The following is a 14448-nucleotide window of genomic DNA, read 5'->3' as shown; positions in this document are numbered from 1 at the left end:
GCCTATTTTTGTCGACAATTTAAATTGTAAGAATAAAAATTTACGCCCACTGTAATTTATTGATAAACGATAAATATTTATTGCAACTCATTAAATAAAGTGATATACTCCTAGAAAAGGGAGGTTATTATGAAATCATTACGAGTAAAATTTATTGGCGGGCTCCTCTTCATTGCCCTATTTATTTTGGCGGGAGGCTCTTATGGACTGATAAAAATGTCTAGCTTCATGGCAAAAATTTATCCAATGTTCATGAACATGAAGTATCCCATGCTAGTTTTGTGTCAGGGAATAATCCTAGCCTTAATTCTTGCCCTTCTATTTGGACTTTTTGCCCTAAAAAAATATGGCGATGACAAAATTTTTGAGAGAGGAATGTTACTTGACCTTCAAGTCATAGCTCTCTCCTTTATAGGAATTTTTTTCTTGGCAATTCTTTCAATAATTTACACAAATTTCAACCTAGATGGGTCAATTACCAACCTAATTTTTATAGGTGGAGCAATTGTTGCCATGCTAATCGCGCAAATTTTTCTTCTCCTATGCGATTTGATCAAAGAAGGAATCGCCCTAAAAGAAGAAAATGATCTGACGATTTGAGGTGGACCATGGGAAAAATAATTGTTGATTTAGATGTGGAACTTGCAAAAAATAAAATGTCTTTGACAGAATTATCTGAGCAAGTTGGCATAACCATAGCCAATCTTTCGATTTTAAAGACAAATAAGGCCAAGGCCATAAGATTTTCCACACTTTCAGAAATTTGCAGAGTTTTAAATTGTGATGTTGGCGATATTTTAAGGTACCAAGGTGATGAAGATGAGTGATAAAAAATTTAAAAGAGTTTTAATTATAATGTCCATAATTTTTCTGGCATCCATTCCACTTTTATTTTTACTTTCAGATAGTAGGGACCAGTCAGTAAAAGAAGTGGAAAATAAATTTGGCATAAGCTTTCCTAAAAGCGTGAAGAGAGTAAGAGAGCTTTATAAAGAGCCAGACTTTCACGGAGACGGCGAGGCTGCAGTTTTATTTTCTGTAGACAAAGCTGATATAAAAGAGATAGAAAATGACCTTGAAGACTATAAGGTGAAAAGGGATGACAATAAAATTTCTCAAATCAATACTTGCCTTTTTGCAGTAAGAGAAAGGGGCTTTGACACTTCTATTGATTTGAATAATGAAGTTTACTTTAAAGCAACATCTGACAATGTCTTTCATAATATGTATGGGAATTTTATCGCCATAATAATAGATGAGGAAAAGGGCGAGATCTTATTCTTGCAGTGGGACACTTAAGAGAAGAGCCTTGAAGCTAAAAAAATTAAAAGTAAATAAATTAAAAGCATGACGTGGAGGACTTGTCCTTGGCGTCATATTTTTTTAGAAAATTTTATAATTTGAAAAAATTTGCCGCCGAGAATTATAAAAAATTCTTATAAACTAAAAAAAGGCAAAAAAAATTGCCGAGCATATCTCGGCGTGTAAAAGGAAATTAATTAAAAAAGTGTATTAAATAATCTGTTATAAGTTTAGCATAATAAATTCATAAATACAATAAAAAAATAAAAAAAATTCACGGAAAAAATAAAAATTTTTAAAAAAATATAAAAAAAATGAAAAAAACCACCAAAAGAATGATGAAAAACTAAAAAAAGGCAAAAAATTTATAAAAAACTGAAAAAATTCATAAAAAAACTGATAAAAACAGAAAAAAATGGAAAAATTTCCGTAAAAAATTACAAATTCACAAAAAAATAAAAAAATTTACTAGATTTACACTTTAATTTAATTTAAAAGTCAAAGATGATACAATAGAGAAAGAGAGAATACAAACGAATGAGGAAATAAATGTCAAGACTAATAGATTTCGATCTTTATCCAATAAAGCTGACGCTGAAAAAACTTTTACAGGATAAGACCACTAAAAAAAATATAATATGGGCGACAAATACCTTCGAGCACTTTGGCAGAGAATTTGACGACAAAAGCGAAATAACAGAGATAATTTTCCAAAGCGGCTTTCGACTTATGCCAAGAGTCCTAAAGAGCCAAGAGGCACAGCTTGACAGGACGAGAAAAAAGGCTGAGGTCTTCACTCCAGGCTGGATAGTAAATGAAATGAATAACTACCTGGACCAAGAGTGGTTCCAAAGAAAAGATGTCTTCAACATAGAAAAGGGCGAGACCTGGGAAGCAGTGAGAGAAAAAATAAATTTCCCAGAGGGCAAAAGTTGGGAAAAATATATTTTATCAAGACGGCTAGAGATAACCTGTGGCGAGGCGCCCTATCTAGTTTCAAGATACGATGTTTCCACTGGAGAAAAAATTGACCTAATAAATCGAATTGGAATACTAGATAGGAAACTGAGAGTCGTAAATGAAAACACATGGACCAAAGATGAATGGATCAAGTGGGCGACAAGGGCAATAGAAAGCACCTATGGCTTTGAATATCAGGGGGACAACCTCTTAATTGCCAGGGTCAATATCCTAATGACCTTTGTTGAATATTTTGAAGACAGGTGGAAGGAAGAAGTAGACAAAAAAACCTTACTTCATCTTGCCAATATTATTTCTTGGAATATTTGGCAAATGGACGGACTGACGGACATGGTTCCCTTTGGGGCAGCCAAGGAAGATATAAGGCAGATGAACTTTTTTGACCTCTTAAGTGGAGGACTGGAAGAAGAGGATGGAGAAGAGACAACTTATTGTAGGATAAAAGATTGGAGAGGGAATAAATCTTATTTATTTATAGATTATAAGGAGAAAGAAATGAAAAAATTTGATTTTGTAATTGGCAATCCACCTTATCAAGAAGATTCAAAGGGGGACAATGAAAGTGATAAATCCTTATATCATTATTTTTATGATTCATCTTTTAAAATAGCTGATAGAGTAGAACTTATAACACCTGCTAGATTTTTATTTAATGCAGGTTATACTCCAAAAAAATGGAATGAAAAGATGTTAAATGATGATAGTTTTAAAGTTTTATATTATACACCTGATAGTGCATCCATTTTTCCTGGAAAAGATATAAAAGGTGGAATAGCTATAACATATAGGGATTCAAATAAAAATTATGGAGCTATAAAAAACTTTACACCATTTGAAGAATTAAATTCTATTATGAAAAAAGTAGGTAGACTTAAAGAAGAAAGCTTAAGTGAAGTTGTAAGTAATCGTGGAATATATAAGTATTCAAAAAAAGCTTATGAAGAAGAACCAGACGAATTAAAAAAGACTGCTGATGCTCGTATAGCACCAAGTTCATTTGAAAGAATGCCTGAGCTGTTTAAAGATGAAGATCCATTGGATGGTCATCAATATGTTCAAATTTATGGATTACTTAACTCTAAGAGAGTTTATAAATGGTTTAGAATAGATTATATAAAGGATGTTGACAACCTCCATAAGTATAAAGTTATGATACCAAAAGCAAATGGTAGTGGTACTTTTGGGGAAGTTTTAAGTATGCCTATAATAGGAAGTCCACTTATTGGATTTACTGAAACATTTATATCAATTGGAGAAACTGATTCGAAAGAGGAAGCAGAATATACATTAAAGTATATTAAAACTAAATTTGCACGAACTATGCTAGGTGTATTAAAGGTTACTCAGAATAATGCAAAACCAACTTGGAAGTATGTCCCAATGCAAGATTTTACTAATAAGTCTGACATTGACTGGTCTAAGTCTATTCCTGAAATCGACAGGCAACTCTATGCTAAATATAATTTAAGCCAGGAAGAAATTGATTTTATTGAAAAAAATGTTAAGGAGATGGAATAGGTATGATTAATGTTAAAACTACTAGAGAAGTTATTCCTCAATGTTACGCCTATACCACTCCTTGCATTTCCTACCACGAGGGTTGGACTAAAATTGGCTTTACTGAAAGAGATGTGGAGACGAGAATTAGGGAGCAGACTCAAACTGCTGGCATTAAGTACGATTTGAAGTGGCACAAGAATGCACTCTATGAGGGAAGTTATGAGACTTTTACCGACAAGGACTTCCACGGTTACTTAAATAAGCTTGGCGTAAAGAGACAGACTGGTACTGAATGGTTCGAGATTGATCCCAATCTTGCCAAAAATTATTTTAATGATTTTAGGGAGAACAAGGGGATCCTTGAGTCCAATGAGGACCCAATACCCTATGCACTGCGCAAAGAGCAAGATGATGCTGTAGAAAAGACAATTGAATATTTTAAAAATAATTTGCATGGGGAATTTTTGTGGAATGCCAAGCCAAGGTTTGGCAAGACTATTTCCGCCTATGACTTGTGCATGAAGATGGGGTTCAAAAATATTTTGATTGTCACTAACAGACCTGCCATTGCCAATTCTTGGTACGAAGATTATCTCAAATTTGTTGGGGCAAATTCTGGCTATTATTTTGTCAGCCATGTTGCTGCTCTTGATGGCAAAAAGCATGTCATCACAAGGGAAGAATTTTTGGACCTAGACATAGACAAGGTTAGGGGTTCTATTGAATTTGTCAGCCTTCAAGACATCAAGGGTTCTAAATATTTTGGCGGCGACCCTAACCTAGACAAGCTAAAGGAACTTAGCAACAGGCGAGATGAAAAGGGAAATAGGATTGGTATTTTGTGGGATATTTTAATTATTGATGAAGCCCACGAAGGTGTTGATACTTATAAGAGTGATATTGCCTTTGATAATATTGACAGAAATTATACACTCCATCTTTCTGGCACGCCTTTTAAGGCTCTTGCCAATGACAAGTTCCCTCAAGATGCTATTTACAACTGGACCTATGCTGATGAGCAAAGGTCAAAGAGGGATTGGGACCTTGCCAGTGAAGAGGAAAATCCTTACTATCCTCTTCCAAAGTTAAATCTTTTTACTTACCAGATGTCAGAAATTGTTAGGGATAATATAAAAGAGGGCATAGAAATTGATGGCGAGTGGGAAAATTATGCCTTTGACCTAAATGAATTTTTCAAAACTCGCGAAAACGGCAAGTTTTATTATGAAGATGATGTTGATAAATTTTTAGATGCCTTGACTTCTATGGAGAAGTTCCCATTCTCTACGCCTGAACTTAGGAAGGAATTAAAGCATACTTTTTGGCTCATGGATAGGGTTGATTCTGCCAAGGCTATGGGCAAAAAGCTTAGGGAAAATCCTGTCTTTAGCGATTATGAAATTGTAATTGCTGCTGGTGATGGAAAACTTGATGACGATGAAGAGTTTGAAAAGTCTTATGACAAGGTTGTAAAGGCTATAAGGGAAAATGACAAGACTATTACTCTTTCTGTTGGTCAACTTACTACTGGCATCACAATTCCAGAGTGGACTGGTGTTTTAATGCTTAGCAATGTGAAGAGTCCTTCTCTATACATGCAGGCTGCCTTTAGGTCCCAAAACCCATGCCTTTTTGTGGAAGATGGAAAGGCTCTCAGAAAGGAAAATGCCTATGTCTTTGACTTTGATCCAGCGAGAACTTTAACTATTTTCGAAGAGTTTGCCAATGATCTTTCTTCTGAAACTTCAAGGGGCAGAGGTGATTCTGATAGGAGAAAATCACAAGTTAAGGAACTCTTGAACTTCTTCCCAGTTTATGGGGAAGATGAAGATGGGGAGATGATTCCTCTTGATGCAGAAAAAGTTTTAATTACTCCAAGAAGGATTTATGCCAAGGAAGTTGTAAACTGTGGGTTTATGTCAAACTTCCTATTTAAAAACATCTCAAATATTTTTGGTGCTCCAGAGGCTGTCAAAAATATTATCGACAGGATGGACAAGGGTCGTGACTTTAAACCTGTTAGCATTGACGAAAATACTGCCAGTGACCTAGACCTTGATGAAAATGGAGAAGTAAATATTCCTGATGAAAAAATTATTGGCAGGTCAAAGGAAATTTTTGGCAAGAAGATTTTTGATGATGTAAAAGAAACTATTGGCGATGTTAAATTTGGTCCTATTCATGAAGGGTCTTTGTCCTATAAAGATGAAAAGAAGGATATTGAAATCTTAAAGAAGACTTTTGCTGAGCCAAGAAATAGTATTTTAATAGACGCCGTAAAGGCTGATTATGGAAATGAAATCAAAAAGTCCACTGTGAGAAGCATTGAAAACAAGTTAAATGATTCAACGGAAAAAATAATCCAAAAGGAATACAGCAATTGGAAAATTGAGGACAGCTTAATTAATTCAGAAAAAGATGAAAAAATTAAAGAGGCTAAAAGTTCTGCTGAAGTTACAAAAATAAATGAAGAGTATGAAAAAAAGATTGAATTAAACAATGAAAAAATGTTAGATGAAATTAAAAAGAAAATGGCAGATGCAGACTTGTTAAGTGGCTCTACTGAAACTATTACTCGTGAAGTGGAAACTGAAAAGAAGAGAGAGGAAAAGAAGGGCAAGGAAGATGAAATTAGGGATAATCTTAGAGGATTTGCCAGAACAATTCCATCTTTTCTCATGGCTTATGGTTCCAGTGAAATTAATCTTATGAATTTTGATAAAATAATTCCAGATGATGTTTTTAAAGAAGTTACAAGTATTTCTCTCCATGAATTTAGGTTTTTGCGTGACGGTGGAAAATATTTTAACGAGGCAAGTGGCAAGGAAGAGGATTTTGAGGGCAAGCTATTTGATGAAATAGTTTTTGATGACGCTGTTAAAGAGTTTTTGAACAAGAAGAGAGAGCTTGCAAATTATTTTGACGAGAATAATAAAAAAGATATCTTCGACTACATTCCACCTCAAAAAACTAATCAAATTTTTACTCCAAAGAAAATTGTAATTGAAATGGTGGATTATTTGGAAAAGGAAAATCCTGGCTGCTTTGACGATCCAGACAAGACTTTTATAGATTTATACATGAAGAGTGGTCTTTATATTACTGAAATAGTGAAGAGGCTTTATAGAAGTGAAAGGATGAAGGAAATTTATCCAGAAGCTAGTGATAGGCTTAATCATATTTTTGCAAAGCAAGTCTATGGTCTTGCGCCTACAGAAATTATTTATAGGATAGCGACAAATTATATTTTGGGATTTAATGATGACCTTAAAATAGAAAAGAATAATTTGAAAAAATTAGATTCTCTAAAATATGCTAAAGAGGGAAATTTGGAAAAGAAATTGGACGAAATATTTGAATAAGTTTTAGACTGTCAGTTAATTCTGGCAGTTTTTTTATAAAAATTTTTAAAAATAATTAGCAGACTACTTGCAAGAGTGCTAATGATGTTGTATAATTAAATAGTCAAAGATAGTCAAAGAAAATTTGAGGGCTTTGACGTAGTTTTTGATTTTTGAAATTTTGCCCAGCAAGCTGAAGTAGAGATTGAGATTGAAGTCGAAGTCGAAGTCGAAGTCGAAGTCGAAGTCGAATGCGAATGCGAAGTCGAATGCGAATGCGAATGCGAAGTCGAAGTCGAATGCGAATGCGAATGCAAAGGCAAAGCAAAATTTTAATAACAATATTAATAATAAAATTAGTCAAATTATTATTTTTATAAGCAAATTTTTAATAAAATAAATTAAGGAAATTTGGATATAATTATAGAGAGTAATTTGATTTTAAATATATTTATGAGGAGGTTACAGTTTGAAATACAAAGATTATTATGAAATCCTTGGAGTTTCTAAAGATGCAGATGAAAAGGAGATAAAGAGCGCCTATAGAAAGCTTGCGAAAAAATATCACCCTGATGTAAATCAAGGCAATGAAGCTGCGGCAGAAAAGTTTAAGGAAGTTTCTGAGGCTTACGAGGTTCTATCTGATGCTGATAAGAGAAAAAAATACGATACTTTTGGCTCTAATTATGATTTTTCTTCCGGCTACGATTTTGACCCTTCTCAATATGGTTACACTTACACTACTGGAGGAAGCGGAGCAGATTTTTCTGACTTCTTCGAAACTATTTTCGGCTCATCAAGGTCTGGCGGGGGAGGAAATTTCTCTGGCGGCTTTAATATAAATGACCTTTTTGGTGATTTGTCTGGCAAGGGAAGAGGCAAGTCTTCCAACAAGTCCAGAAACAAGTTCGAGTCCGAGCTATCCATCTCCATTAGGGATGCCTACGAGGGTACAACTAAAAATGTTAGCCTTAGCTACAACAGGAAGGAATATGATGTTGCTGTAAAGATTCCAAAGGGAATCACTCGTGGCAAAAAAATCAAGGTAAAGGGTGAAAAGTTTGGTCTTCCTGGAGATATTCTCTTCAAGATCAACATTCGCGACGAAAAGGACCTTGTCCTTGATGGTCTTGATATTATTAAGACTGAAAATATTTATCCGTGGGATGCGGCTCTTGGATCCAGCAAAACTATGGAAACTTTAAGTGGCAAATTAAAATTAAAAATCCCAGAAAATTTTGTGGGAGGAAATAAAATGAGGATTCCTTCCAAGGGTTTCAAAGATTTAAAGGGCAATGTGGGCGATCTATACATTATCTTTAATATTGTAAATCCAAAGAATTTATCTGAGGAAGAATTAGATTTATATAAAAAATTACAAAATTTAAGTAAATAATTAATAAATGAGGTGTTTTTATGAATTTTGAAAAATTTACTCAAAAATCCCTTGAAGCCGTTCAAGGCGCATATAATATTGCGAAGGAATACGGCAATCCTGAGGTAAAAGAAATTCACATAAATTACGCACTTTTAGACGACAAAGAAGGACTTATACCAAGGGTCTTAACTTATATGGAAAAAAATCCTGACATGATAAAAAGTGATGTCTTAAAGGTTATTGAAAGACTTCCTAAACAATCAGGTGCTGAAGTTTATGCCGACTCTTCCTATAGAGAGCTTTTCCAAAAGGCAGAGGACTTTATGAAAAAAATGGGCGACGAATATCTTTCTGTTGAGCATATTTATCTTGGCCTTTTAAACATGAAGGGCACTGATTCTTCTTCTGTCTTTAACAAGCACAAAATTGATGCTGATGGATTTTTAAATTCTCTTAAAAAAATTAGGGGCAACCAACATGTGACTACAGATAATCCTGAGGGAACTTATGACGCCCTAAAGAAATACGGACAAGATTTAACTGAACTTGCTCGTGATGGCAAGCTAGACCCTGTAATTGGTCGTGACGAAGAAGTTCGTAATGTTATAAGAATTCTTTCGCGTAGGACTAAGAACAACCCAGTTCTAATTGGTCCTCCTGGAGTTGGTAAAACTGCCATAGCTGGCGGACTTGCCCAAAGAATTGTCTCTGAAGATGTGCCTGAAGGACTAAAAAATAAAACTGTCTTCTCCCTAGACATGGGAGCTCTTATAGCAGGTGCAAAATATCGTGGTGAATTTGAGGAAAGACTAAAGGCTGTCCTTAATGAAGTGAAAAAATCTGAAGGCGACATAATTTTATTCATCGACGAAATCCACAACATAGTTGGTGCAGGAAAAACTGATGGCGCCATGGACGCATCAAACCTTTTAAAGCCAATGCTTGCTCGTGGTGAGCTTCACGCTATTGGTGCTACAACCCTTGATGAGTACAGAAAATATATTGAAAAGGATCCAGCACTTGAAAGAAGATTCCAAAAGGTTATGGTCAAAGAGCCTAGTGTTGAAGATACAATTGCCATCCTTCGTGGTTTAAAGGACAAGTACGAAATTTATCACGGCATTAGAATTTCTGACTCTGCAGTAATTGCTGCTGCGACTTTATCTGACAGATATATCACAGACAGATTTTTGCCAGACAAGGCAATTGATTTAATGGACGAAGCCTGCGCAATGCTAAGGACAGAAATCGACTCCATGCCTACAGAAATTGATGAAGTTAGAAGAAAAATTTTGCAACTTGAAATTGAAAACCAAGCCCTTAAAAAGGAAACTGACGAGGCAAGTGCTGAAAGGCTTAAAAAACTTCAAGCTGAACTTTCTGAAGAAAAGGCAGAATTTGATAGATTAAAATCAAAATGGGAAACTGAAAAGAAAGAACTTGACTCCACAAAGGAAATCAAGAAAAAGATTGAAGATACAAACCACGCCATAGAAGAAGCTGAAAGAAATTACGACTTAGAAAGGCTTTCTGAGTTAAAATATGGCACTCTTCCAAAATTAAAGGAGGAACTTGCCAAGAGAGAATCAGAAAAGAAGGACGAGTCTTCTATGGTTAAGGAAGAAGTTACAGAAGACGAAATTGCCTATGTTGTAAGCAGGTGGACTGGCATCCCTGTTGAAAAATTAAATAAAACTGAAAGAGACAAACTTCTCAACTTAGAAGATATTCTTCACAAGAGAGTTATTGGTCAAGATAGGGCCATTGAAGTTGTATCTGACGCAGTCCTAAGGGCGAGAGCAGGACTTAAGGACAGGAACAAACCTATTGGGTCCTTCATCTTCTTGGGACCAACTGGTGTTGGTAAGACTGAAACTGCCAAGGCACTTACAGAAACACTTTTCGATGATGAGAGAAACTTAATTAGAATTGACATGTCTGAATACATGGAAAAACACTCTGTGTCAAGACTTGTGGGTTCTCCTCCAGGATATGTTGGCTACGATGAAGGCGGACAACTTACTGAAGCTGTAAGGAGAAAACCCTATTCAGTAATTTTATTTGACGAAATCGAAAAGGCTCACCCAGATGTATTTAACATTCTTCTTCAAGTTCTTGACGACGGTAGACTAACTGACAACCAAGGAAGAACTGTAGACTTTAAAAATACAGTTATAATTATGACATCAAATATTGGGTCACACTTCCTTATTGATGGAATTGGTGCTGACGGACAAATAACTGAAGCTGCAAGAGAAGAAGTAATGCGCGACCTTAGAAGTACCTTTAGACCTGAATTTTTAAACAGGGTGGACGAAGTAGTTTTATTTAAACCTCTTCAAAGAGATGAAGTTTATGACATCATCAAAGAAAGCATTAAAGAAGTTGAAAGAAAACTTGAAGATAGAGAAATTAAAATTGAAGTTACAGATTCTGCTCTTGAATTTATCCTAAACGCATCCTTTAGCCCACAATATGGGGCAAGACCAGTTAAGAGATACATTGGTCACACTCTTGAAACTAAAATTTCAAAGATGATTATTAGGGGCGATGTAATGGATGGCGACACAATTTTGGTTGATGTCTATGCCGATGATTTGTCTGTTAAAGTTAAGTAATTAAAGATAAGGACTTGCCTAGCGAGTCCTTTTTTATGTCTTTTGTGTTACAAAATGTTAAAAAAACATTAAAAAGGTCAAATATTAGCTACTTATCACTTTTTTATCACAAAAGAGATATAAACTCAGTAGCGTAGTATGAAATAGATTTATATTTTATTAGGAGGAAATAATGAAACCATATAGTAAGAAATATTTAACACTTGCACTAGCAGGCGTGCTTGTGACATCAATGCCAGCTTCTATTTTTGCATCAAGTGGAAAAGATTTATTAAAGGATGCACAAAATGAAACGGAATATAGAAAAGACAATAATTCAAAGAAAGATAAAGATGATGACGAAAAAACTACTGAAGCTGACAGAAGTAGGGTGAGAGATAGAAGGAAAACTCTAGAAAAAGATAAAAGATATAACATTGAGGATGTAATAGACCTTCCTAGAGGGGCTAGAATAGTTGAAGGGGAAACATCATTTAAATACGAAGAAACAGGAAAACATACTGAGTATGTTACAATAAGATTTGAAGATGGATCTGAAAAGAAAATAAAACTTACTTTTGATGTAGAAAAGAAAAATGGTCGTTACGATGATGTTGACATTTCAAATGTAAAATACAATGGAAGAGAAATCACAGGTAAGACAGAACCTTATGCAGATATTTATATCGAAAGAAGTAAAAAAGATGACAGATATATTGGAGAAGCAGATAGAGATGGACGTTTTTCAATAAAATATGATATTTTAAAAGATGAAACTGTTTATGTTTATGCAGAAAAAAGTGGAGACAGATCTAAAAGAGTAAAAGTTTCTGGAGAAGAAGATGATTATATTAAAGGATCAAAGGTTGAAGCAAATAGCCTTAGCTTAATGGGAAAAACTTTGACAGGATTTATTAGAAACCATCCATATGAAAATATAAAAGTTTATTATGATGGAGAACTTTATGGAACTTTTAGGACTGATAAAAACTCATATTTTACAGTTAATTTGAGAGATGATATTTCAAAAAAAGATCTTGATGATTTAAAATTCTACACAGATAAAAAGACAGCAGAAAATGATAAATTGACTATTACTGAAGCTAAAGAAGGACAAAAACTTGTAAAAGGTAAAGCAAATGCAAAAGACACAATTACTGTTTATGATGCAAGTAATAGAAAATTAGGTAGCATCGAAGTAAATAACTCTGGGGTATTTACAGTTTTCTTAGATAGGGAATTAATTGCTGGGGAAACTATAAAAGTTGAAGCAAAAACAGATGATGACGATGTAGAAAAACTTGACTACAAAGTTACTAAGAAGGCTATTCAAGAAGAAAGAGTAATCGCATATATTGAAGGATACCCAGATGAAACGTTTAAACCACAAAATAATGTTACAAGAGCAGAAGCAGCTCAAATGTTTGCTACACTTATAAATGGTGGAAGCAGTTTTGGATTAGGAGACAAGACAAAATTTTCTGATGCAAATGATGAATGGTATTCAGCTGCAGTAAATTATGTTGTTGAAAAGAATCTTATAAATGGTTATCCTAATGGAACATTTAAGCCAAATGAAAGCATTACAAGAGCAGAATTTGCACAAATGATTTCTGGATATATTAAAACAGAAAAGACAATTAAATCTGATTTTAATGACATACAAGATCATTGGGCAAAGGATGCAATCGATAAATTAAATGGCAACAAAAATGTTTCAGGTTACCCTGATGGATCCTTTAAGCCAAATGCAAAAATCACAAGAGCAGAAGCTGTTACTATTTTAAACTCTGTTTTCGATAGAAACACAAGTGCACTTTCACTTAACAATGTAAACAAATCAGCTTTAAATAAATTCTCAGATGTTAATGAAGGCTTCTGGGCTTACTACAACATCATTGATGCAGCAAACTCTCACGACAGAGAAAGACTAAACTCATCTTCAGATGTTGATATTTGGAAATAAATTTAATGCTATAGGGCTCCTAAGTGGAGCCTTATTTTTTATGTAAAAATTTTTGGCAGCCTCAAAATTTTTTGCAGCTTGAGAATATGAATAAGTTATAAATTTTAGGGAAAAAGTTAAAAAATTAAAGAAAAATAAAAAATTAAAGAAAAATAAGAGAATTTAAAGAAAAATAAAAAAATCCTTGACTTTTATAATTCTCCTATATATAATTGATGAAACAATTAAATACATTGTATTGAAAAATACGATAGAGGAGCGGACTTTATCAGTAATCTTTTGGAGCAAGACCATGCGACGAAGAAAGATGAAAGGAAATTTCGCCGAAGTGTATTAATGGTAAGTTAATATGCTGGGCATGCAAACAATATTTGCATGACTGTCACAAATATGTGGGGAGCTATCTAAAGTTAAATACTTTGTCTTATATTTAGACATCTTTAACAGTTTGGTTTTCCAGACTGTTTTTTTTATTACTTTTTATAGCCACCGAGAATTTTACGGAGGTATATCATGAATTTAAGAAAGAATGTAGCAAAAGTTTTAGTAGTAGGTGCTTTAGCCAGCACAATGTTTTTAACAGCTTGTAATCCAAAGGGCGATGGAGGTTCAGCAGCTTCGCCAGCAGATTCTGACACTTTAAAAGTTGGAATGGAATGTGACTATGCACCTTTTAACTGGACACAAACTGGTGAGGAACATGGCTATGCAATTTCAACTGGCGGATACGCTGGTGGATACGATGTTGAAATCGCAAAGAAAATTGCTGAGTCCATGGACAAGAAACTTGAAATTGTAAAAACTGAATGGAATGGTCTTACTCCTGCCCTAACTTCTGGCAAGATTGATTTAATTATTGCAGGTATGAGTCCAACTGCTGAGAGAAAAGAAACTATTGACTTCTCCAACACTTATTACACATCAGACCTTGTAATTGTTGTTAAAAAGGATTCTCCTTATGCCAATGCAAAATCAATCCAAGATTTTAAGGGAGCAAACATCACTGGACAACTTAACACTTTCCACTATGATGTAATTGACCAAATCGAAGGTGTAAATAAGTCAACAGCTCTTGAAACTTTCCCAGCAATGATAGTTGCTCTTAGAAGTGGAAAGATCGACGGCTATGTTTCTGAAAGACCAGGCGCACTTTCTGCTACTTCTGCAAACAATGATTTAACTTTTGTAGAATTTGAAGAAGGCAAGGGCTTTGAAGCTTCAACTGAAGACACTTCTATTTCAGTTGGCGTTAAAAAGGGTAATCAAGAACTTTTAGATAAAGTTAACGACGCACTTTCAAAAATTTCTGAAGATGAAAGACAAAGCATAATGGAAGAAGCTGTGGCTAATCAACCACTTAGCGAATAAAGTATAGGAGAAAAA

The 14448-nt window shown here is 34.4% G+C and carries 9 protein-coding genes and 1 riboswitch; all 9 genes read left to right on the top strand.

The genetic code is table 11. The features are described 5' to 3' along the window. Nucleotides 1–129 precede the first annotated feature (129 nt). The 9 genes from HGPG_RS07635 (at nucleotide 130) to HGPG_RS07590 (ending at nucleotide 14433) form a co-directional block, all read left to right on the top strand. Nucleotides 130–600, top strand: a complete 471-nt coding sequence (locus HGPG_RS07635) for a DUF2975 domain-containing protein (RefSeq protein ID WP_019125476.1) — start codon at nucleotides 130–132, stop codon at nucleotides 598–600. Between the two features lie 8 nt (nucleotides 601–608). Continuing rightward, nucleotides 609–827: a helix-turn-helix domain-containing protein gene (locus HGPG_RS07630; protein WP_019125475.1), complete on the top strand. Its 219-nt coding sequence runs from the start codon at nucleotides 609–611 to the stop codon at nucleotides 825–827. Next, nucleotides 820–1299, top strand: a complete 480-nt coding sequence (locus tag HGPG_RS07625; protein ID WP_019125474.1) for a hypothetical protein — start codon at nucleotides 820–822, stop codon at nucleotides 1297–1299. The genes HGPG_RS07630 and HGPG_RS07625 overlap by 8 nt, the downstream gene beginning before the upstream one ends. Before the next feature lie 552 nt (nucleotides 1300–1851). After that, nucleotides 1852–3801 carry an Eco57I restriction-modification methylase domain-containing protein gene (locus tag HGPG_RS07620; RefSeq protein ID WP_019125473.1) on the top strand — a complete coding sequence of 650 codons (1950 nt, stop codon included), beginning with the start codon at nucleotides 1852–1854 and terminating at the stop codon, nucleotides 3799–3801. Nucleotides 3802–3803: 2 nt separating this feature from the next. Then, nucleotides 3804–7145 carry a DEAD/DEAH box helicase family protein gene (locus HGPG_RS07615; protein WP_019125472.1) on the top strand — a complete coding sequence of 1114 codons (3342 nt, stop codon included), beginning with the start codon at nucleotides 3804–3806 and terminating at the stop codon, nucleotides 7143–7145. Between the two features lie 448 nt (nucleotides 7146–7593). Continuing rightward, nucleotides 7594–8520: a DnaJ C-terminal domain-containing protein gene (locus HGPG_RS07605; RefSeq protein WP_019125470.1), complete on the top strand. Its 927-nt coding sequence runs from the start codon at nucleotides 7594–7596 to the stop codon at nucleotides 8518–8520. 20 nt (nucleotides 8521–8540) lie between these two features. Further along, a complete protein-coding gene (clpB, locus tag HGPG_RS07600; protein ID WP_019125469.1) occupies nucleotides 8541–11120 on the top strand; it encodes an ATP-dependent chaperone ClpB in 2580 nt (859 codons plus the stop codon). Nucleotides 11121–11292: 172 nt separating this feature from the next. Next, nucleotides 11293–13065: an S-layer homology domain-containing protein gene (locus HGPG_RS07595; RefSeq protein ID WP_019125468.1), complete on the top strand. Its 1773-nt coding sequence runs from the start codon at nucleotides 11293–11295 to the stop codon at nucleotides 13063–13065. A gap of 243 nt (nucleotides 13066–13308) precedes the next feature. After that, a riboswitch (Lysine riboswitch) is annotated at nucleotides 13309–13476 on the top strand. 102 nt (nucleotides 13477–13578) lie between these two features. Further along, nucleotides 13579–14433, top strand: a complete 855-nt coding sequence (locus HGPG_RS07590) for a transporter substrate-binding domain-containing protein (protein WP_019125467.1) — start codon at nucleotides 13579–13581, stop codon at nucleotides 14431–14433. Nucleotides 14434–14448: the final 15 nt, after the last annotated feature.

This window comes from Peptoniphilus grossensis ph5, from assembly GCF_000311825.1.
Taxonomy (GTDB): Bacteria; Bacillota; Clostridia; order Tissierellales; family Peptoniphilaceae; genus Peptoniphilus_A; species Peptoniphilus_A hominis.
This window is presented reverse-complemented; position numbering and strand designations above follow the sequence as displayed.

Bases quoted from the DNA above. Each gene is read 5' to 3' on its own strand.
- HGPG_RS07635 (WP_019125476.1), top strand. From the start codon at position 130: ATGAAATCATTACGAGTAAAATTTATTGGCGGGCTCCTCTTCATTGCC.
- HGPG_RS07630 (WP_019125475.1), top strand. From the start codon at position 609: ATGGGAAAAATAATTGTTGATTTAGATGTGGAACTTGCAAAAAATAAA.
- HGPG_RS07625 (WP_019125474.1), top strand. From the start codon at position 820: ATGAGTGATAAAAAATTTAAAAGAGTTTTAATTATAATGTCCATAATT.
- HGPG_RS07620 (WP_019125473.1), top strand. From the start codon at position 1,852: ATGTCAAGACTAATAGATTTCGATCTTTATCCAATAAAGCTGACGCTG.
- HGPG_RS07615 (WP_019125472.1), top strand. From the start codon at position 3,804: ATGATTAATGTTAAAACTACTAGAGAAGTTATTCCTCAATGTTACGCC.
- clpB (WP_019125469.1), top strand. From the start codon at position 8,541: ATGAATTTTGAAAAATTTACTCAAAAATCCCTTGAAGCCGTTCAAGGC.
- HGPG_RS07595 (WP_019125468.1), top strand. From the start codon at position 11,293: ATGAAACCATATAGTAAGAAATATTTAACACTTGCACTAGCAGGCGTG.
- HGPG_RS07590 (WP_019125467.1), top strand. From the start codon at position 13,579: ATGAATTTAAGAAAGAATGTAGCAAAAGTTTTAGTAGTAGGTGCTTTA.